Origin of the sequence: Stenotrophomonas panacihumi, from assembly GCF_001431645.1 — a bacterium.
Lineage (GTDB): Bacteria > Pseudomonadota > Gammaproteobacteria > Xanthomonadales > Xanthomonadaceae > Stenotrophomonas_A > Stenotrophomonas_A panacihumi.
Genome location: NZ_LLXU01000076.1, coordinates 63,546 through 84,858, shown reverse-complemented (window position 1 = coordinate 84,858; position 21,313 = coordinate 63,546). Strand labels below are relative to the sequence as shown.

11 protein-coding genes are annotated in these 21,313 nt (G+C 65.3%); 9 read left to right on the top strand and 2 right to left on the bottom strand.

Features of this window, described 5'->3' with window-relative positions:
- Positions 1-91 precede the first annotated feature (91 nt).
- The 6 genes from ARC20_RS09380 (at position 92) to ARC20_RS17970 (ending at position 10,143) form a co-directional block, all read left to right on the top strand.
- Positions 92-2,524: a GH92 family glycosyl hydrolase gene (locus ARC20_RS09380; protein ID WP_057646512.1), complete on the top strand. Its 2,433-nt coding sequence runs from the start codon at positions 92-94 to the stop codon at positions 2,522-2,524.
- Between the two features lie 99 nt (positions 2,525-2,623).
- Complete coding sequence (locus ARC20_RS09375) at positions 2,624-3,676, top strand: LacI family DNA-binding transcriptional regulator (RefSeq protein ID WP_057646511.1); 1,053 nt, start codon at positions 2,624-2,626, stop codon at positions 3,674-3,676.
- Between the two features lie 76 nt (positions 3,677-3,752).
- Positions 3,753-4,787 (top strand): carbohydrate kinase family protein, encoded by a 1,035-nt coding sequence (locus tag ARC20_RS09370; protein ID WP_057646510.1) that lies wholly within the window; start codon positions 3,753-3,755, stop codon positions 4,785-4,787.
- A complete protein-coding gene (locus tag ARC20_RS09365) occupies positions 4,777-6,024 on the top strand; it encodes an AGE family epimerase/isomerase (protein WP_057646509.1) in 1,248 nt (415 codons plus the stop codon). Before ARC20_RS09370 ends, ARC20_RS09365 begins: the two co-directional genes overlap by 11 nt.
- A gap of 29 nt (positions 6,025-6,053) precedes the next feature.
- Positions 6,054-9,536, top strand: a complete 3,483-nt coding sequence (locus ARC20_RS09360; RefSeq protein WP_202595436.1) for a GH92 family glycosyl hydrolase — start codon at positions 6,054-6,056, stop codon at positions 9,534-9,536.
- Between the two features lie 49 nt (positions 9,537-9,585).
- On the top strand, positions 9,586-10,143 hold the full coding sequence (locus tag ARC20_RS17970) for a DUF2726 domain-containing protein (RefSeq protein WP_081418120.1): 558 nt from the start codon (positions 9,586-9,588) through the stop codon (positions 10,141-10,143).
- Between the two features lie 236 nt (positions 10,144-10,379).
- Here ARC20_RS17970 and ARC20_RS09355 read toward each other — a convergent pair whose 3' ends face one another.
- Positions 10,380-12,767: an arylsulfatase gene (locus ARC20_RS09355; RefSeq protein ID WP_081418119.1), complete on the bottom strand. Its 2,388-nt coding sequence runs from the start codon at positions 12,765-12,767 to the stop codon at positions 10,380-10,382.
- A 49-nt stretch (positions 12,768-12,816) separates the two neighbouring features.
- Entirely contained in the window at positions 12,817-15,153 is a 2,337-nt protein-coding gene (locus ARC20_RS09350) for an arylsulfatase (protein ID WP_202595435.1), read from the bottom strand.
- 261 nt (positions 15,154-15,414) lie between these two features.
- Between ARC20_RS09350 and ARC20_RS09345 the strand changes: the two genes are divergently transcribed.
- From ARC20_RS09345 to ARC20_RS09335, 3 genes are read left to right on the top strand one after another with little or no spacing between them, the layout of a single operon-like run.
- Positions 15,415-17,769 carry an arylsulfatase gene (locus ARC20_RS09345; protein WP_057646507.1) on the top strand — a complete coding sequence of 785 codons (2,355 nt, stop codon included), beginning with the start codon at positions 15,415-15,417 and terminating at the stop codon, positions 17,767-17,769.
- Positions 17,770-17,790: 21 nt separating this feature from the next.
- Complete coding sequence (locus ARC20_RS09340; protein WP_057646506.1) at positions 17,791-20,106, top strand: arylsulfatase; 2,316 nt, start codon at positions 17,791-17,793, stop codon at positions 20,104-20,106.
- A gap of 37 nt (positions 20,107-20,143) precedes the next feature.
- Positions 20,144-20,989, top strand: coding sequence for a bile acid:sodium symporter family protein (locus ARC20_RS09335; RefSeq protein ID WP_146165793.1), 846 nt, complete (start codon positions 20,144-20,146; stop codon positions 20,987-20,989).
- The last annotated feature ends 324 nt before the right edge of the window (positions 20,990-21,313 follow it).

Here is a 21,313-nt window from a genome sequence, read left to right as displayed (position 1 = left end):
CCCGACGACCGTCCCCCCCCAGCCCGGCATCCCCGCCACCGACCCGCCGAACCAGGAGCGCGTTGTGACCCATAGCCTGCTGTCGAGCCGATTGAACCGATCCCTGCGTGTGTTCGCGGCCCTCGCCGTGCTGGCGCTGCCGCCCGTGGCGGCGGGCGCGCCCGCCGAAGACCTGGCCCGTACGGTCAACACCTTCATCGGCAGCAAGGACGACGGCAACACGTTCCCCGGCGCCTCGGCGCCGTTCGGCCTGATCCAGGTCTCGCCGACCGGCAAGCACTACTCCGGCTGGCGCTATGACGACCCGAAGATCCTGGGCTTCGGCCATTCCTTCATCTCCGGCGCCGGCTGCTGGGAGCAGGGCGGCCAGGTCTCGACGCTGCCGGTCACCGGCACGATCGGCCCGGGCGGGGATTTCGACACCGGCAAGCCCGAGGCGTTCGACCACGACCGCTATGGCTCGGCGTACACCCACGCCGGCGAAGTGGGGCAGGCCGGCTACTACCGCGTGCACCTGGCCGATTACGGCGGCATCGACGTCGAGACCACGGCGCTGACGCGCGCGGCCGCCGAGCGTTACACCTTCCCGGCCGGCGCGGCGCAGGGCCACGTGCTGGTCAACGTCAGCCAGGCCAATGCGAAGCACCGGGTGATCGGCAGCCGCATCGAGGTGGTGGGCGACCGCGTCGTCGAAGGCAAGCTCACCACCCAGAGCTTCTGCGGCGGCCACCAGTACACCACCTGGTTCCGCATCGAGTTCGACCGCCCGTTCAAGACCTTCGGCACCTGGGGCGAGGCCGGCGGCACGCCCGGTTCGCGCGCCAGCATGGAAGGCGAGGGCGAGCGCTTCAACGGCGCCTGGCTGACCTTCGACCTGTCCGGCGGCAAGGGCAAGGGCAGGGCGGTGACCGCGGTCAGCGCGATCTCGCATGTCGATGCCGAAGGCGCGCGCGTCAACCTGCGCGCGGACGGCATGCGCAATGGCAAGTTGCTGGGCTTCGATGCGATGCGCACGGCGTCGCAGGATGCCTGGCGCCGCGAGCTGGCCTCGGTGCGCGTCCAAGGGGGCAGCGGCGACGACCGCGCCGTGTTCTACACCGCGCTCTACCACGCGCTGCTGCAGCCGATGACCGGCAGCGACGCCGACGGCCGCTACCGCGGTTACGACGAGCAGGTGCATCGCGCCGAGGACTGGACTTACTACGAGTATTTCTCGCTGTGGGACACCTACCGTTCGCAGAACCAGCTGCTGGCGATGCTGCGGCCGGAACGCGCGCGCGACATCGCCCGCTCGGTGCTGGCGATCCACGCGCAGGGCGGGTGGCTGCCGCGCTGGGGCTACGCGAATTTCGAAACCAACATCATGACCGGCGACCCGGTCACCCCGTTCCTCGCCGACCTGTGGCGCTATGGCGCGCTGGAAGGCCACGAGGCGGAAGCCTGGGCCGCGCTGCGCCAGAACGCGTGGGAAGTGCCGCCGGCGAACTCGCGCTTTGCCGGCCGCAGCGGCAATGCGAGCTACCTGGCTTCCGGCTTCGTGCAGTTCGACCGCGCATTCCCTTCCAAGGGCATGGACGTCGATCCGCATCACGGCGGCTCGGCCACGTTCGAATACGCGCTGGCCGATTGCGCCCTGGCCACGATGGCCGATGGCCTGGGCCACGCCGCCGATGCGGCCACGCTGCGCCAGCGCGGCGGCAACTGGCGCAACGTGTGGGATGCCTCGGTGAAGGAGCAAGAGACCGGCTTCAGTGGTTTCCCGCGCCCGCGCCTGGAGGACGGCAGCTGGTTCACGCCGCCGGACGGCCACTACAGCCCGCGCTCGCATTACGGCTTCCATGAAGGCACCGCGTGGCAGTACCAGTGGCTCGTGCCGCAGGATCCGGCCGGCCTGGCCGAGGCGATGGGCGGGCGCGAGCGCACCCTCGAACGCCTGGACCGCTTCTTCGCCATCGACGAACTGCGCAAGGATCCGCAGGGCGCGCGCGCGGCGTGGGTCGCCGGCCCGTACGCGTACTACGGCCAGTACCGCTTCAATCCCAACAACGAACCGACGATGCACGTGCCGTGGATGTACACGCTGCTGGGCGACCCGGCGCGTACCGCCGTCGTCGTACGCGCCGCGCAGACGCTGTTCGTCAACCGGCCCGATGGCGTCACCGGCAACGACGACCTGGGCACCATGTCGGCCTGGTACCTGTTCAGTGCGATGGGCCTGTATCCGGGCATGCCCGGCACCGGCCAGGTGCTGCTGCATCCGCCGCGCTTCGCGCGCGTCGACCTGGACCTGGGCGGCGGCCGCCAGCTGCACATCGAAGCGCCGGGCGCCGACGGTCGTGGCGTGCAGTACGTCCGCGGCGTGGACTTCGATGGCCACGCCCACGACAAGGTCTGGCTGGACTGGTCGCAGCTGCGCCAGGGCGGGGACCTGCGCTTCGCGCTCGGCGATACGCCGGCGACCTGGGGCCAGGCCGCTTCGGCGCGCCCGGCGCCGGCATGCCCCTCGCCGGCGGCGGGCGGCTGATCCCGGCGCGACCTCGATATTGCGGGATACCGTCAAGTTGAATCGTTCCACATGGGCAATAATCCAATGCGGCCGACGACCCGCCTCGAGGAGAACCGTATGGATACAGACAAGCCCAAGCAGGGAAAAAAGCCGGGCCGGGGTGCGGTCACCGTGACCGACATCGCGCAGGCGTGCGGCGTGTCGCGCGCGACGGTGTCGCTGGTGCTGCGCGGCAGCCAGCTCGTCAATGCCGACACGCGTGCGCGCGTGGAGGCCGAGCTCAAGCGCCAGCGCTACGTCTACAACCGCGCCGCGGCCAACCTGCGCAAGCAGACCTCGTCTTCGGTCGCGCTGGTCATCAACGACCTGTCCAACCCGTTCTTCGCCGAATTCGCCGCGGGCGTCGACGAAGCGCTGGGCGCGGGGCGCTACGTGACCCTGCTGGGCAGCACCGCCGAATCGCCGCAGCGGCAGCAGGCGGTGCTTGAATCGCTGGTGGAACATGCGCCGGCCGGCATCATCCTCTCGCCCGCCGAACACAGTGACGCCGCCGCCGTGCAGCGCGTGCTCGGATCGCGCGTGCCGGTGCTGGTGTTCAACCGCGAACTGTCGGGCCCGGACTGGGATTTCCTCGCGCTAGACAACCAGTGCGGCGCACGCCGCGCCGCCGAACACCTGCATGCGCTCGGCCACCGGCGGATCGCGTTCTTCGGCGGGCATGCGGATTCGAGTTCATGCCGGCAGCGCCGCGATGGCTATCTGGAAGCGATGCGCGGCGTGGGCATCGAGCCGGAGCCGGGTTGGCTGGTCGAATCGAGCCCCACGCGCGTGGACGCCGCCGCGCGCACCGCCGCGCTGTTCGAGCAGGCGCCGGGCGTGACCGCGGCGGTCTGCTACAACGACAACGTCGCTTTCGGCCTGATGCTCGGCCTGCGCGCGCGTGGCATGCAGCCCGGCGTCGACTTCGCCCTCACTGGCTTCGATGACATCAGCGAAGCGGCGCTTTCGACGCCGCCGCTCACCACCCTGGCCGTGAAGCCGCGCGCCTGTGGCCGCATGGCCGCGGAGATGCTGCTGGACCGCGTGCGCGACCCCGATGCGCCGCCACGCCGCGCCATCGCGCCGGTACAGCTGGTGGTGCGCGGCAGCTGCGGGGAGCGCCAGTCTTGATCCTGCCGAGCATGCCGCACCGGCTTCTCCCACGCCGCGTCGTCGCGGCACCCGACCCACGAGTACCCCACCTCCCATGAGTACACCCGTTGGACCCGAGGCGGCGCAGGCCCATGCGCCCGCGCGCCCCATCGTCTGCTTCGGCGAAGTATTGATCGACTTCTTCGCCCAGCCTGTTCCCACCGCGGATAGCCCGCGCACGTTCGTGCAGCATGCCGGCGGCGCGCCGGCCAACGTCGCGGTCGCCGTGGCGCGGCTCGGGGCACCGGCGCAATTCGTCGGCGCGCTGGGCGCGGACATGTTCGGTGATTTCCTGCTGGCGAGCCTGCACGCCGCCGGCGTGCGCACCGACCACGCGGTGCGGACCGATGCCGCGCGTACCGCGCTGGCCTTCGTCGCCCTCGACGCGGAGGGCGAGCGCAGTTTCAGCTTCTATCGCCCACCGGCTGCCGATTTGCTGTTCCGCGCCGAAGACTTCGACGCGGCGTGCTTCGCCGGCGCCGGCGCGTTCCATGTGTGTTCCAACAGCCTGACCGGCGAACCTTCGGCGAGCGCAACCCTGCAGGGCATGCGCCTGGCGCGCGATGCCGGCGTGCTGGTCAGCATGGACCTCAACCTGCGCCCGATGCTGTGGCCGGCCGGTGTCGATCCGCGCCCGCTGCTGTGGCAGGCGCTGGCGCAGGCCGACGTGATCAAGCTCGCCCGCAATGAACTGGAGTACCTCGCCGGCGACGCCGACGAGCGCACCGTCATCGCGCGGTTGCTGCAAGGCGCCGCGCGTTGGGTGGTGGTCACCGATGGCCCCGCGTCGATCCGCTGGCACGCCAGGGAAGGGGAGGGCGAGCTGCGCAGCCCCCGGGTCAAGGCGATCGACACCACCGCCGCGGGCGATGCATTCGTCGGCGGGCTCTTGTTCCATTTGGTCCAGGCCGGCGTCGACGCCGCGCGCCTGCCCGCATTCGTCCGCGATCGCGACGCGATCGAACACGCGCTGCGCTTTGCCGCGTCGGTCGGCGCCCTCGCGGTGACCCGCCACGGCGCATTCGCCGCGATGCCCGCGCTGGGCGAGGTAAAGCAACTGCTCAAGGAGCAATACGAAGATGTCGCCTGAAAACCTGCCCGATTTCCGCTCCCCATCGTTCCTGCGCGCGCACATCGCCGAGACGATGGCGTTCTACCACCCGCGCTGCATCGACCCGGCCGGTGGCTTCTTCCACTACTTCAAGGACGACGGCACGGTCTACGACCGCAGCCATCGCCACCTCGTCAGCAGCACGCGCTTCGTCTTCAACTACGTGATGGCGGCGCGCGAGTTCGGTGAGGATGTCGCGTTGCGCGACGAATACCTCGCTGCCGCGCGCCACGGCCTGGACTACCTGCGACACGTGCACCGCAACCCGCAGACCGGCGGCTATGCCTGGACCCTGCGCGACGGGAAGGTGGAAGACGCGACCAACCACTGCTACGGCGTGGCGTTCGTGCTGCTCGCGTATTCGTGCGGCCTCAAGGCCGGCTTCGAGGAAGCGCGCGGCTGGATGGACGAGACCTGGGCGCTGCTCGAGAAGCGCTACTGGGAACCGCAGCACGGCCTGTACCGCGACGAGGCAGACGCCAACTGGAACTTCAGCGGCTACCGTGGCCAGAACGCCAACATGCACATGTGCGAAGCGATGCTGGCCGCCTTCGAAGCCAGTGGCGAGCAGCGCTATCTCGACCGCGCCCTGGCGCTGGCCGATGCCATGACCCGGCGCCATGCGGCGCAGGCTGGCGGGCTGGTGTGGGAGCACTACGACGCCGACTGGAACATCGACTGGACTTACCATCTGGACGACCCGAAGCACCTGTTCCGCCCGTGGGGTTTCCAGCCCGGCCACCAGACCGAATGGGCCAAGCTGCTGCTGATCCTGGACCGCCATGTCGATGCCGATTGGCTGGTGCCCACCGCGCGCCGCCTGTTCGATGTCGCGCTCGAAAACTCGTGGGACGACGCGCACGGCGGCATGGTTTACGGCTTCGCCTACGAAGGGCTGCGCGATGCGGCCAGCGGCAACGCCCGCGTCGAGGGCGCGGCGTATGTCTGTGACGACGACAAGTATTTCTGGGTGCAGGCCGAATCACTCGCGGCGGCCGCGCTGCTCGCCCAGCGCACCGGCGATGCGGCCTACTGGGGCTGGTACGAGAAGCTGTGGGCGTACGCGTGGCAACACATGGTGGACCACCAGTACGGCGCGTGGTTCCGCATCCTCGATGTGAACAACCGCAAGTACGACGACGAGAAGAGCCCGGCCGGCAAGACCGACTACCACACCATGGGCGCCTGCCACGAAGTACTCAACGTCGTGCGCTGAGCACGTGACCTGCCTGGATGGATGACGCCATGACTTCGATGCTTTCCTTCCGGCAGCGCCGGCCTGTCGCCGTGCTTGCCGGCGTGTTCGTGCTGTCGCTGGCGGGGTGTTCGCCGCGGCCGGATGTTCCGCAGACCTCGACGACGATGGGCGGGCCGTTCTACAGCTCGTTCGAAACGGCGGATCAGAAGCCGGCGCTGACGCGCGGAGGGCATGCGGGAAGCCTCGACATGGCCGTGCAGGTGTCAGACGGTCCGGACGACGCTTACGCGGCCCGCCCCCATGTGGGGTTCACCGGCGTGCATTCGCTGGCGTATGAAGGGAAAGTGCAGGCAAGTGGTGGCGATGCCCGGCAGGTGCTGTTCGACGTCGACATTCCGGTGACGGCCGCGACCGAGCTCTCCTACCTGGTGTTCCCGCAGTTCATCGAGGGCGACCTGTCCTATCCCAGCACCTGGGTCGCGCTCGATCTGGAGTTCGACGACGGCACGCGACTGCAGGATCTGGACGCGCGCGACCAGCACGGCTTCGGGCTCTCGGCGCGCGGGCAGGGGGCATCGAAGTCGCTGTATACCGGGCAGTGGAACCGCAAGCAGGCGCGCATCGGTGATGTCGCGGCGGGCAAGCGGATCAAGCGGATCGTGCTGGCGTACCAGGCGCCGGCCGGGGCCACGCGCTTCCGCGGTTGGGTGGACGACATTCGCATTGCCGATGCGCCGGCGGCAGTCGTCGCCCAGCGCCCCAGCGAACACGTGCTGACCACGCGCGGCACGAATTCCAGCGGCAGCTTCTCGCGCGGGAACAATATTCCCGCCACCGCGATGCCGCATGGCTTCAATTTCTGGGCGCCGGTGACCGATGCCGGCTCGATGAGCTGGTTCTACGAATATGCGCAGGGCAACGACGCGCAGAACCGCCCGCGACTGGAAGCCCTGGCGCTGACGCACGAGACCAGCCCGTGGATGGGCGACCGGCAGACTTTCCAGTTCATGCCGTCGCTGGCGCATGGCGTGCCGCCGGTGAACCGCGCGGACCGTGCGCTGACCTTCCGGCACGAGAACGAGATCGCCCAGCCGCACCAGTACCGCGTGCGATTCGACAACGGCATCGTCGCTGAAATCGCGCCGACTGACCGTGCGGCCATGATGCGTTTCACCTTTCCCGCCGACGATGCCAGCTTGGTGTTCGACAACGTCGATGACCGCGGCGGCCTTTCGCTTTCGCCCGAGACCGGTGAACTCACCGGCTATACCGACACCCGCAGCGGGTTATCCAATGGCGCCACGCGGATGTTCGTCTATGCGCGCTTCGACCGGCCGGTGACCGCCAGCGGCAAGCTGGTGGCCACCGATGGGAAGAAGGGCGCGGCGCCCCGGCGCAACGTGGCCGGCTATTTCCGTTTCGACGCCGGCAAGGCGCGCACCGTCAACATGCGGATGGCTACCTCGCTGGTCAGCGTGGAGCAGGCGAAGCGCAACCTGGCCCTGGAGATAGACGAAGGCGACCGCTTCGAGGACGTGCGTGAGCGTGCGCAGCAGGCGTGGGACAAGAAGCTGGGCGTGATCGAGGTCGAGGGCGCAACGCCGGACCAGCTGACCACGCTGTACTCCAATCTGTACCGGCTGTTCCTGTATCCGAACGCCACGCACGAGAATTTCGGCAGCAATGAATCGCCCGTGTGGCGGCATGCGGTGCAGTCCTCGGCGGGGAAGGACATTCCCGCGGGTACCACGACGACGCAGACCGGCGCGGCGATCGCCGACGGCAAGCTCTACGTCAACAACGGCTTCTGGGATACCTACCGCACGGTGTGGGCCGCGCAGTCGCTGCTGGCGCCGCGCCAGGCCGGCACGATGATCGACGGCTTCATCCAGCAGTATCGCGACAGCGGCTGGGTGCCGCGCTGGTCCTCGCCCGGTTACGCGAACCTGATGACGGGCACGAGTTCGGACGCCGCGTTCGCCGATGCCTTCGTCAAGGGCGTGCCGGGGCTCGATGCCGCCGGCGTCTACGCGGCGGCGATCAAGAATGCGGCGGTGCTGCCGCCGGATGAGCACGTCGGCCGCAAGGGCATGGCGGTGGCGCCGTTCATCGGCTACACGCCGAGCTCGGTGGGGGAGGGCGTGTCATGGGCGCTGGAGGGCTACATCAACGATTTCGGCATCAGCAACATGCTGGCGACGATGGCCGAGGCGCCGACGCCGATCCTGCCGCGCAAGCGCCTGCGTGAGGAAAGCGAGTACTACCGCAACCGCGCGATGAACTACGTGCACATGTTCGATCCGTCGATCGGCTTCTTCCAGGGCCGCCAGGTGGATGGCACGTGGAAGACGAAGGCCGGCGAGTACGACCCGCGCATCTGGGGCCACGAGCACGACTACACCGAGACCAATGGCTGGGGCTTCGCCTTCCTCGTGCCGCAGGATGGGCAGGGCCTGGCCAGCCTCTATGGCGGTCGCGAGGGTTTGGCGCGCAAGCTGGACGAGTACTTCGCCACGCCGGAGACCGCCGGGTTCCCGGGTTCGTATGGCGGCGTGATCCACGAGATGGTCGAAGCGCGTGACGTGCGCATGGGGCAGTGGGGCTTCTCCAACCAGGTCGCGCACCACGTGCCGTGGATGTACCTGTATGCCGGGCAGCCGTGGCGCACGCAGGAGATCGTGCGCGAGACGCTGGCGCGGATGTACGTCGGCTCGGAGATTGGCCAGGGCTATCCGGGTGACGAGGATAATGGTGAGTCGTCGGCGTGGTGGCTGTTGTCGGCGCTGGGCTTCTATCCGCTGCAGATGGGGAGCGAGAACCTGGCGATTGGCTCGCCGTTGTTCACGCGTGCGACCGTGCATCTGGAGAACGGGAAAAGCCTGGTGGTGAGCGCGCCGGACAATAGCGCGGAGAATGTGTACGTGAGCGGCGTGACGGTGAATGGCAAGCCGTGGAATAGCACGGTGATTCCGCATAGGCTGCTGACTGAAGGGGCGAAGGTCGAGTTCGCGATGTCGCCGCGGCCTGCTACCTGGGGTAGCGATGCGAAGGCGTTGCCGCCTTCGTTGACTGCGGGGGACAAGCGGCCGGTTGGGCTGGCGGATCTCACGGGGGCGGAGCGTGGTTCTGCTGCATCCAGCGTGACGGGCGTCGATGCGAGGGTGTTGTTCGATAACAGTTCGGTCACCGAAGCGGTTTTCCGGGCGGCGACGCCTGTGTCGATCAGCTGGACTTTCGACAAGCTGCCTGCCTCGCCTGTGCGGTTCTATACGCTGACTTCCGGGGCGACTGGGGGGTATCCGACCGCCTGGGTGCTGGAGGGTTCCAACGACGGCGCTGCTTGGAAGACGCTGGATCGGCGCGAGGGTGAGGTTTTCGAGTGGGCAAGGTATACGCGGCCGTTCCGGTTGGATGCGGCGGCGCGTTATAAGCATTACCGGCTGGTGGTTACGGCGGCGGGTGGAGCAGGGGAGTTTTCTTTGGGGGAGGTGGAGTTGCTTGGGTTGGATGAGTCTTCGCCTGGCAAGTAGCCCCCCCCCTTCAAGGCCTTTTGATTGATCCTCAGGAGGAGGAAGCGTCATGCCCTTGAAAATTGTCGTGTTGGCGGCATTCGTAGTTTTCGCAGCGCTTGCTTTCGCCATTACTGCTGCACTCTCTAGACGCCAGAGTGTTGCATCGAAGTGGCCGCTGTACGGGAAGCGGGTTCTTAGTGGCCCTGAGCAAGCGCTCTATTGGAGATTGGTTGAAGCGCTCCCGGGTGACGTCGTTCTTGCTCAAGTCCAACTCTCCCGATTCTTGGGCATCCAGAAAGGCAACCGACGCATAGAGTGGCTGAACAGGATCAACCAAAAGAGCGCCGACTTCGTCGTGTGCCACAAGGACTTCTCGATCATTGCGGTCATCGAGTTGGATGACGCCACTCACGGCCGGCCCAGTCGTCAGAAGGCTGACCGTGACAAGGAAAAGGCCCTCTCTGACGCGGGTCTGCGTCTGATCAGGTGGCACGTCAAACGTGTGCCGACAATGGAAGAGATTCAATTAGCGGTCCACCCAGCAAAAACCAGGACTGCTGCAGGAGCAGTTACCGGCGACATCGCAGGCACACCTCCTGTGTTGGCCGTTATCCGGCCGGATTGAAATGGTGTTCGTGCCGGCGCCGGGAACGTTTCACCGGTAGAGTTCGAGAGGCGCTAAGCGCAGAGCGGCGGAACAGGGTCTACGGAACTCTGGCCGATCCACTACTTTCAACTTGGGATCTCGCGCGTGTCTGCGCGCCAACCCATGATTAGGTCAAGTTATCGAGGCTGTAACCTGGCAGGAGCATCAGTCATGTCCACGTTCTTCGCTAAGTAACCCATTGGAGAAGCCTAGCGCTATCGCCTGGTTGCCTTCGACGCCGACGAGCTCCTTTTCGTTGCCGGCGATTTCTCTTTTCCGCTGACGTCGATCTTCCCCAATCTGATCTGTACCTGCTTGATAGTGCCGGTAAAAACGAAAGGCAGCTCGTACGTAAAGTCAATCGGCGAGCCGATATCCATGCCGATATCCAGCCCTTCGCCCAGGGAGAACTGAGCGGGAACGGTGCGCTCGAGACGCCCCTTGGCCAAGGCTTTGCCGTTGGCGCTCAACGTAATGGTGCCGCCTTTGCCGACGCCGCCTCCGTCGTACTTGAAGTCAACGACCAGCTTTGTCTTGCCGGGAGGTAGCGCCTGTTCCGCAGCGAACGTGGTGCGCTCCTGCGACAGGAAGTTGTAGACGAACGTTGGCTTGCCATCACGCAGATACAATCCATAGCCACCTTCCAGGCCGCCATGGGTGACGATCATGCCTTCGGCCTTGCCCTTGGGGACTTCGATGTCCGCGGTGATCGTCCACGACTTGTTGAGCATGGGCGGCGATGCTGCGTCGGGTACGCCGATCGTTCCTGGGTAGTAGGTGATTTCCTCGCGCCCCCGTACCAGGCTGGGCCGGCCCATCGCCTCGGAGTTGAAACGCTCGGTGCCGCGCCAGTCCAACGGCAAGACATGGTATTTGGCAGCCTCCACCCACCAGGAGTCCTGCAACTGACGCAATTTTTCCGGGTGCTTGCGCGCCAGGTCATTGGCCTGTGAGAAGTCCTCATCGATGTTGTAAAGCTCCCACGGCGCGGTGTCCGGGTCCCAGTTGGCACGGTTGGGATCCCACGGTACGAACGAGGGCGAGGAAGCCATCCAGCCGTCGTGATAAAGGCCGCGGTTGCAGCCAAGTTCAAAGTACTGGGTCCTGCGAGTCTCAGCAGCCTTGGGATCCCAGAGCGCGGCGGCGAAGCTAGTACCCTCAATTGGCTTCTGCTCTATGCCGTTGAGCTCGCGCGGCGCGGTGATCCCACACAGTTCATACAGGGTGGGCACCAGGTCGATGGTGTGCAGGAACTGACTGCGCAGGCCACCCTTGTCCTTGATCCTGGCTGGCCAGGAAATGATCATTGGATTGCGGGTTCCGCCGAAGTGGGATGCCACCTGCTTGGTCCATTGGAAAGGGGCGTTCATTGCATGCGCCCACGCTGCGGGAAAATGGTTGAAGTGCTTTGGACCGCCCAGTTCGTCGATGACCTTGATGTTGTCCTGCCACTTCTCGCTGATGCCGTTGAAGAACAGGTTCTCGCAAAGCGAACCTTCGATGCCGCCCTCGGCGCTGGCGCCGTTGTCGCCGGCGATGTAGATGAAGATGGTGTTTTCACCACCGGGAAGTGCCTTGCAGGCATCCACCACGCGCCCCAATTCATGGTCGCAGTGGGCGGCGTAGCCAGCGAACACCTCCATCATCCGGGCATACAGCCGTTTCTGGTCTGCGTTGAGGGAGCTCCAAGCTGGCAACCCTTTTGAGCGCGTGGTCAGTTTGGTGTCCTTCGGCACCACGCCCAGCTTCTTCTGCCGCTCCAGGGTCAGCTCGCGGTACTTGTCCCAGCCCGCATCGAACTGGCCCTTGAACTTGTCAGCCCACTCGCTCCAGATGTGGTGTGGCGCGTGGGTGGCGCCGGTTGCCACGTAGAGCATGTAAGGCCGTGAAGCGGCGAGACTCTTCGCCTGGCGGACCCAGGCGATGGCCTTGTCGGCGATATCAGTGGTGAGGTGGTAATCCGGGTCGGTCGATTTCGGGACGAGATTGCGGTTCTCATACAGGATCGGGTTCCAATGATTCATGTCACCGGCATTGAAACCGTAGAAATAGTCGAAGCCCAGGCCATTGGCCCAGCGGTCGAAAGGCCCCGCCTGGCTGGTGTCCCACGGCGGCGTGTTGTGGTTTTTGCCGATCCACGCGGTCATGTAGCCGTTCTGGCGCAGCACTTCGCCGATCGTTCCGCAGCTTTTCGGCAATACGCAGGTATAGCCGTCATAACCCGTGGCGATCTCGGTGATACCGGCAAACGATGCTGAGTGGTGGTTGCGCCCGGTGATAAGCGCCGCGCGCGTGGGGCTGCACAGTGCGGTGGTATGGAAGCGATTGAAGCGCAGGCCCTCGGCCGCCAGCCTGTCCATCGTGTGGGATGGGATCGCGCCGCCAAAGGTGCTGTACTGGCCAAAACCGCAGTCATCGACCAGTAGCAACACGATGTTGGGCGCCTGCGCGGGTGCCTCGATGGGCTGCGGAAACTGCGGCGAGTCCGATTCCATGTAGGTCCGGCCGACCTCGCCCAAAAACTTGAAATCCGGACGTGGCAGAACGTTGGGCGTTTTGGCGCTGGATACTTCCGGCTTGGCCTGCGGCTTCTTGCTTGTCATGGATGCGTGCTCCGCTAGTGCCCGGTCGTTGAAGACGACGCAAGCAGTTTCAGTAGTTGATACCCGCGTGGAACTTGGCCTGCAGCTCCCGCTCTTCGGCCTCGCTGAGGCCTGCATCGCCGAGCACGATCTCCACCTTGCCGATCTGTCCGGTGAAGGCGAACGGCGGCTTGTATTCCTTGCATACCGGCGAGCCGGTATCGCAGCCCACGCCGAAGGTGTCGATGCCGAAGCGCCCCGCCACGGTGCGCTCGATGCGCTGCTTGCCGACCTCCTTGCCATCCAGGATCAGCACCGCCTCGCCGCCCTTGCCGGCGCCGTCACCGTCGTAACGGAACTCGAAGGACACCGTGCTCGGCCCGTCGGGTAATTTGCTAGACGAGGCGATGGAGGTACGCTCGATTTCGAAGAAGTTGTAGTGATACGTCGGCACACCATCTTTCACGTAGATCACGAAACCGGCCGACTGCCCCCCCTCCGCCAGCAGCACGCCCTCGCCGGGCTTGTCGATACGCACGTCGATGCGGTGCGAGCGGTTCTTGGTGTTCGGCGCGGCGGTCTCGGCTAGGCGCACTGCGCCGGGGTAGTAAGTGAAACTGCGCCGATTAGGATCGGCGCCGCCCGGTGCGGGTTTGGGTTCGGTGAGCCGTCCGGAACCACGATCGTCGAGAGGCAATACGTTGTACTTGCGGCACTCCTCATCGAATAGCTTCTTCATCGCCTCGACCCTATCCGGATGCTGGTCGGCCAGGTCATTGTTCTCGCTGAAATCCTCGTCGAGGTGGTAAAGCTCCCACTTGTCCTTGTCCCAGTTGCCCGGCGCGAAATCCTGGCGCCACGGGAAGGTGTGCTGGGCGCAGGCAATCCAGCCCTGGTCGTAGAGCGCGCGGTTGCTGAACACCTCGAAGTACTGCCGCTCGCGCACCGGTCGCGCGCCGGCGTCGGCGAAGGTGGAGGCCAGCGAAACGCCATCCATGGGCTTCTGTCCGATGCCGTTGACGGTGGCCGGGGCAGGGATGCCGGCCACGTCGAGCACGGTCGGCAGGATGTCGATGAGGTGGCTGAACTGGCCGCGCAACCCGCCGGCATCGGTGATCCGCGCGGGCCACGAGACCACCATTGGATTGCGCGATCCGCCGAGGTGACTGGCCACCTGTTTGACCCACTGGAACGGCGCGTTGCCGGCCCATGCCCAGCCCAACGGATAATGCGGCTCGGTGTCCGGCCCGCCAATGTCGTCGATGACCTTGAGGTTGTCTTCAAGGTTGGAAGGCAAACCATTGAGGTTCATCACTTCGTTGACCGTACCGGTGAAGCCGCCTTCGGAACTGGCGCCGTTATCACCGACGATGTAGAAGATCAACGTGTTGTCAGCGTCCGGCAGCTGCGAGATCGCGTCGATCAGCCGCCCGCATTCGTGGTCGGCAAACGACAGGTAGCCGGCGAAGTTCTCCATGAAGCGCGCGTACAGGCGCTGCTCGTCCGCGCTCAGGGAGTTCCACGGCTTTACCCATTCCGGGCGCGGCGTGTTCTCGGTGCCAGGTGGGATGATTCCCCCGGCAAGTTGGCGCTGGTAGGTTTCCTCGCGCACGGTGTCCCAGCCGCGATCGAACTGGCCGGTGTACTTCTCGCGCCACGCTTTTGGGGCGTGATGGGGTGCATGCGCGGCACCCGGGGCGAAGTAGAGCATCACCGGCTTGTCCGGGTTGACCGACTTGCTGTAGCGCAGCCAGTCGATCGCCCGGTCGGTCATGTCGGTCATGAAGTGGTAACCCTCTTCGGGCGAGCGGTCCGGCTCGACCGGCTTGGTATTCTCGAATAGCACCGGGTAGTACTGGTGGGTTTCGCCGCCGATGAAGCCATAGAAGTAATCGAAGCCCAGCCCCGTCGGCCAGCGGTCGAACGGACCAACGATGCTCGATTCCCAGTCCGGCGTGTTGTGGTTCTTGCCGAACCAAGAAGTGTTGTAACCGTTGTCCTTCAGGATCCGGCCGATCGTCGCGGTGCTCTGCGGGATCATGCAGTTGTAGGACGGGAACCCCGTCGCCCATTCGGCCAGGAACCCGGATCCGCAGTTGTGGTGGTTGCGGCCGGTAATCAGCGCAGCACGCGAAGGACCGCAGATCGCCGTGGTATGGAAGCGGTTGTAGCGCAACCCCGCCGCGGCAAGCTTGTCGAGTGCCGGCGTGGACACCGGTCCGCCGAAGGTGGAGGCCTGTCCAAAGCCGACATCGTCAAGAAGGATGATGACCACGTTCGGCGCACCCTTGGGAGGCGCCGGCAGGGCTGGCCATTCGGCCGTGGATTCCTTGTAGGTGGGACCGATCTTTCCACCGAACGGTGACTCGGGCATGGGCAGCGCGCTTCGATCGACGTTCATGCTCATCATCGGGACCTGTGGGGCTGTCAGTGGCATCGATTCTGACGCTCGGGCAGAGCGTCATCGTCAGTACTTTTACTGGCCATGACAGAACGGAGGCGTCGCTTCGGAAGCTTCCGGATAATTCATGGTGGCCAGTAGGAATACGGAAGACGGCCGCCGGCCACGCATCGATACTGCCGGGTAGGCCCGTGCAGCGCGCTCCGGTGCGGAGCAGTCACGGCACATGATGAAAAAGCTTGTTGAACAACCCTCCGGAGATATCACATGCCACTCACGGAGTACCGCCCTGGGAGTCCTTTCCCGGGCATCATCGGCCGCACCCCCGACGTTTCCGCTCCCGCCTGGCCGCAGATGGCGCGTCCACGTGAGGGCGCGCCGAACGTATTGTTCATCGTCCTCGACGACACCGGTTACGGCCACCTGGGCTGCTACGGCAGCCCGATCAGGACGCCGAATATCGACGCGCTGGCCGCCGATGGGTTGCTGTACAACAACATGCACACCACGGCACTGTGTTCACCCTCGCGCTCATCGATGCTGACAGGCCGCAACCACCATTCCAACCACATGGGCTGCCTGTCCAACGGATCGACCGGGTTCCCCGGCACCGATGGCTACATGCCGTTCGAGAACGGCATGCTGTCTGAAATCCTCAAGCAGGCCGGCTACAACACCTACTGCGTAGGTAAGTGGCATCTTTCGCCGGAGGAAACCAATACGGCGGCCGGACCATACGATCGCTGGCCACTGGGGCGCGGTTTCGAGCGGTTCTACGGCTTTCTCGGGGGCGACACGCACCAGTACTATCCGGAGCTTGTCCATGACAACCACCAGGTCGAGGCGCCGGCCACGCCGGAGCAGGGCTACCATTTGACGCCCGACCTGGTCGAAAAGGCCAAGGCGTTCATCGCCGACGCCAAGCAGATCGCACCGCAGAAGCCGTTCTTCTGCTACTTCGCGCTCGGCGCGATGCATTCGCCGCACCATGTGCCCAAGGAATGGGCGGACCGCTACAGGGGCGCGTTCGACCAAGGCTGGCAGGCCTATCGAGAGCAAGTGTTTGCACGCCAGAAGACGCTGGGCATCGTTCCGCCCGATACGCAATTGCCGGCGGATGATCCAGACGTTCAGCAGTGGAGCGCGCTATCTGCCGACGAGCGCCGCCTGTATGCGCGGATGATGGAGGTATTCGCCGGCTTCCTGGAGCACACCGACCATTACATCGGTGAACTGATCGCCTTCCTGAAGAAGATTGGGGAATATGACAACACCCTGATCATGCTGGTGTCGGACAACGGGTCCAGCGCTGAAGGTGGCCCGACCGGATCGGTGAATGAATGTCGCTTCTTCAACAACGTTGCCGACACCGTGGAAGACGGCTTGAAGCACATCGAGGAGATCGGCGGCCCGACCACCTTCAACCACTTTCCCTGGGGCTGGACCCACGCCGGCAATACCCCGTTCCGTCGCTGGAAGCGGGAGACCTATCGGGGTGGCAGCTCCGATCCGTTCATCGTCACCTGGCCGAAGCGCATCGAGGCCAAGGGCGAGATTCGCAAGCACTACTGCCATCTCATCGACATGGTACCCACGGCGCTCGATGCCCTCGGCATCGAGGCACCCGCTTCGCTGCGTGGCGTCACGCAATCGCAGATCGACGGGGTCAGCCTGCTGTCCACTTTCACCGATGCCGCCGCGCCACAAGTGCATCTCACCCAGTACTTCGAGATGATGGGGCATCGCTCGATCTACCATGACGGCTGGCGTGCGGTCTGCCCATGGCCAGGCACCTCGTTCACCGAATCCGGGCGCAGTTTCGGCGTGGAGATCACCCATGACATGCTCGACGAACTCGACGCGCATGGCTGGGAGCTCTACCACCTCGACGAAGACTTTGCCGAGGCACGCAATGTTGCCAAAGACAATCCGGCGCGCGTCGTCTCGATGATAGCCACCTGGTACGTCGAAGCCGGCAAGTACCATGTCCTGCCGATCGACAGTCGCGGCACCCAGCGCATCGCGCTGGAGCGCCCGCGGGTCGCCGAGAATCTCAATCGCTATACGCTCTATCCGAATACCCAGGGGATCGTCGCCGCCGCGGCGCCGAAGACCCTCAATCGTCCGCACAGCTTCGTGGCCGAAGTGGATATTCCCGATGGGGGCGGCGATGGCGTACTACTGAGTTTTGGTGGCAACGACGGCGGGTTCACGTTCTACGTGCAGGACAACCGCCTGTGCTATCTGCATAACTACCTGGCGCTGGACTACTTCTACGTGAAGGCCAACGACACGCTGCCCAGCGGTCGCCACCTGCTCGGCATGCAGTTCGAGCCGACGGGCAAGCCGGACATCAAGCACGGAAAAGGCGTGCCGGGGCGGGTGACCCTGCTGCTGGACGGTGAGCCGATCGCCAAGGGCGAGCTGCCGTATACCGTGCCGATCCGCCTAGGGCAGGGCGGGGCAATGCTGGTCGGCCAGGACAGCGGTGCGCCGGTCAACCCCGAGTACGAGCCACCGTTCCGCTATGCCGGGCAGCTCGAGCGGGTGATCGTGGATGTCAGTGGCGAGGCCACGGTCGACCAGCAGGCCGAGATGAAGGCCTATCTACGCAAGCAATGAAGGCGCCGGAGATCGAGGCAGATGTCTGAGAAATCCACAGCGAACGGGGCGGTGCTGCCGTTCCCGCCCACGCCTTCGGCGAGTACCGCCGGCTATACGCTCGTCGAGTCCACCCACCATCGTCGCGAGCGGCCCAGGCGGCTGCCTGAGAACGCGCCGAATGTGCTGATCGTGCTGCTCGACGATGTCGGCTTCGGCTTGGCCGATACCGTCGGCGGCGAAGTGCATACCCCCAACTTCACCCGCGTGGTCGAGGCCGGCCTGGGCTATAACTGCTTCCACACCACCTCGATCTGCTCGCCCACGCGTGCGGCGCTGCTCACCGGGCGCAACCATCATCGCGTCCATTCCGGCACCATCGCCGAGCGCGCGGTCGACTGGGACGGCTATACGGGCGTGATCGGCAAAGACACCGCCACGATCGCCGAAGTGCTTCGCCATTACGGCTACAAGACCGCCGCATTCGGGAAATGGCATAACTCGCCGGCCGACCAGACCACCGCGATGGGGCCGTTGGACCGCTGGCCGACCGGGCATGGCTTCGAGCATTTCTACGGCTTCATCGCCGGCGAGACCTCGCAATGGGAGCCGCGGCTATACGAGAACACCAATCCCGTCGAGCCACCGCACGACGAGCACTACCATCTCTCCGAAGACCTTGCCGACAAGGCGATCACCTGGTTGCGCAGGCACGAGGCCTACGCGCCGGACGCCCCGTTCCTGCTGTACTGGGCACCTGGTGCCGCACACGGACCACATCACATCTTCAAGGAATGGGCGGACCGCTACCGGGGTCGCTTCGACGACGGCTGGGATGCCTATCGCGAACGGGTGTTCCAGCGCCAGAAGGACAAGGGCTGGATCCCCGCCGACGCGACGCTGACGCCACGCGCGGACAGCATGCAGGGCTGGGACGAGATCCCCGAGTCCGAGCGACCTTTCCAGGCCCGCCTGATGGAGGTGTTTGCCGGCTTCCTGGAACACGTCGATGCGCAGGTCGGCCGCCTGCTCGACGAGCTGGAGCGCCTGGACAGGCATGAGAACACCCTGGTTCTCTACATCTTTGGCGACAACGGCTCCAGCGCCGAGGGCCAGCGCGGCAGCATCAGCGAACTGCTGGCGCAGAACGGCATTCCCAATACCGTGGCCGAACAGCTGGCCGCGCTCGACAAACTTGGCGGCCTGCCGGTGCTCGGTTCGCCCAGGACCGACAACATGTACCACGCCGGCTGGGCCTGGGCGGGCAATACGCCGTTCCACCACACCAAACTGGTGGCGAGCCATTTCGGCGGTACCCGCAACGCGATGGCGGTTTCGTGGCCGGCTCGCATCAAGCCCGACGCACGGCTGCGTTCGCAGTTCCATCACGTCAACGACGTGGTCCCGACCATCTACGAGGCCATCGGGATTCCCGCGCCGGAAAGCGTCGATGGCTTCGACCAGAAACCGATCGACGGCACCAGCTTCTTGTACACCTTCGACGACGCGGGCATGCCGACCCGCAAGACGGTGCAGTACTTCGAGAACAACGCCAGCCGCGGCATCTACGCCGATGGTTGGTACGCCTGCGCGTTCGGCCCGTTCGTGCCTTGGGACACGCCCAGTACCGCGCAGCGCCTGAAAGGCTGGGACATGGCTACCGAGCCCTGGGAGTTGTACGACCTGCGCACCGATTTCAGTCAGGCCCACGACCTGGCCGCCGTGCAGCCAACCAAAGTCGAGGAACTCAAGGCCCTGTTCAAGGAGGTCTCGCGCAACAACCTGGTTTGGCCGGTGGGCGCGGGACTGTGGCTGCGATTGCATCCGGAAGACCGCATCGCATCGCCCTATACGCGTTGGAGATTCGACGAATCGGTGACTCGGATGCCCGAGTTCACGGCACCAGGATTGGGCAAGCAGGACAGCGTGGTGGAGATTGAACTGACCGCCGGCGACCAGGCATCGGGCGTGCTCTATGCGTTGGGCGGCTTCTCCGGCGGCGTCAGCCTGTTCATGGACAAGGGCATGCTCGTCTATGAGTACAACATGCTGATCCTGGACCGCTACCAGGCGCGCAGCCGCCAGCCGTTGGCGGCGGGCCGGCACGTGGTCACGGTGGAGACGCGCTTCGAATCGGCCGAGCCGATGGGGCCGGCGACCGTCACGCTGCAAGTCGATGGTGAGGTGGTCGCCGGGGTCGCGGTTGCGCGCACGGTGCCACTGGCATTTTCCGCCAGCGAGACCTTCGGGGTAGGGGTGGACCTGGGTTCGCCCGTGTCGCCGGACTACTTCGATCGCCGTCCCTTCCGCTTCGACGGCACGATTCACGGCGTCACTGTAGAGGTATCCGCCGGCTGACCCGGCTGCCTTGGCATTCCAGCCACGGAGAATCGCCATGTCGTTGTTGATGGCAATGAAGCTCGTCATCGTGGTCAGCGTGGTCCTCAGCGCCATGGCCCTGGCGATGCGTGCCCGCGCCGAGGACCTGCTGTACCTCGTGCGCCATCCTGGCGCGGCACTACGCGCGCTGCTCTCCATGTACGTCGTGGTGCCGATGATGGCGCTGGCGACGATATGGCTGGTGCAGCCACCACCGGCGACGCAACTGGCACTGCTGGTGCTCTCGCTCTCGCCGGTGCCACCGCTGCTACCCAAGAAGCAGCTCAAGTCGGGCGGGGAGGGTGCCTATATCATCGCCTTGCTGATGTCCGCCGCGGTGATCTCGCTGGTGCTGATGCCGCTGACGTTACCGCTGGTCGGCCGACTGTTCGGTCGTGAGTTCCCGGTCTCCACTTCCGGCATTGCCAGAACGCTCGCCGTCACGATCCTCGCGCCGATGCTGCTGGGCCTGGTAGCGCAGAGGCTATTGGGCCCGCGCGCCGAGCGTGCCTCCCACCTCATTTCCCGCGTTGGCTTCTTCCTGCTGCTGATCGGTGCCGCGGGGGCACTGTTAATCCTGGTGCCGAAGCTGTGGCTGGCGGTCGGCGGTGGCACGCTGCTGGCGATGTCGCTGGTGATTGTGGCCGGGCTGGCCTCGGGCTATCTGCTGGGTGGGCCGTACCGCAGCACCCGCGCCGCGCTGGCGCTCGCCTCGGCCACCCGCCACCCGGGCGTGGCGATGGGAGTGATCGGAAGCAGTTTCCCAGATGCGAAGCTGGCACTACTTGCAGTGCTGATCTTCGTTCTGCTCAATGTGATCGTGGGAATTCCGTTCGTCAAGATGAGCCGTGCGAACGGCTAGCCCATCGAGTACGGCCCGCGCCGAACCATTCCTTTGCCAACCCTTCGGAAGCCTTGATTGCATCACCTTGTCGATCCTGAAGCGGGACTAGGTATGTTTATCGGGGGTGCTGGACACGCCCAGAGGAAGGGTGACTGGCGCCATGCATGGATAGCGGGACCTGGGGCGGCAAGTGTCGCGGGGGCCAATCAAAGGTCAGGCGAAACTTGCCGAAAATGTGCATTGACGCCCGTGCGCAGCGCTTCGCTCTTCTGGCAAAATTGAACGATCACTTAGCTGACTTGGCGATTAGTCCAGTTTTGTAACTAGGGACCGTGAGTCCAG

What these genes read in the sequence shown, in the direction of transcription:
- ARC20_RS09375 (WP_057646511.1), top strand. Translation starts at nt 2,624, where the DNA reads ATGGATACAGACAAGCCCAAGCAGGGAAAAAAGCCGGGCCGGGGTGCG.
- ARC20_RS09350 (WP_202595435.1), bottom strand. Translation starts at nt 15,153, where the DNA reads ATGAGCATGAACGTCGATCGAAGCGCGCTGCCCATGCCCGAGTCACCG.
- ARC20_RS09370 (WP_057646510.1), top strand. Translation starts at nt 3,753, where the DNA reads ATGAGTACACCCGTTGGACCCGAGGCGGCGCAGGCCCATGCGCCCGCG.
- ARC20_RS09345 (WP_057646507.1), top strand. Translation starts at nt 15,415, where the DNA reads ATGCCACTCACGGAGTACCGCCCTGGGAGTCCTTTCCCGGGCATCATC.
- ARC20_RS09355 (WP_081418119.1), bottom strand. Translation starts at nt 12,767, where the DNA reads ATGACAAGCAAGAAGCCGCAGGCCAAGCCGGAAGTATCCAGCGCCAAA.
- ARC20_RS09365 (WP_057646509.1), top strand. Translation starts at nt 4,777, where the DNA reads ATGTCGCCTGAAAACCTGCCCGATTTCCGCTCCCCATCGTTCCTGCGC.
- ARC20_RS09360 (WP_202595436.1), top strand. Translation starts at nt 6,054, where the DNA reads ATGACTTCGATGCTTTCCTTCCGGCAGCGCCGGCCTGTCGCCGTGCTT.
- ARC20_RS17970 (WP_081418120.1), top strand. Translation starts at nt 9,586, where the DNA reads ATGCCCTTGAAAATTGTCGTGTTGGCGGCATTCGTAGTTTTCGCAGCG.
- ARC20_RS09340 (WP_057646506.1), top strand. Translation starts at nt 17,791, where the DNA reads ATGTCTGAGAAATCCACAGCGAACGGGGCGGTGCTGCCGTTCCCGCCC.
- ARC20_RS09335 (WP_146165793.1), top strand. Translation starts at nt 20,144, where the DNA reads ATGTCGTTGTTGATGGCAATGAAGCTCGTCATCGTGGTCAGCGTGGTC.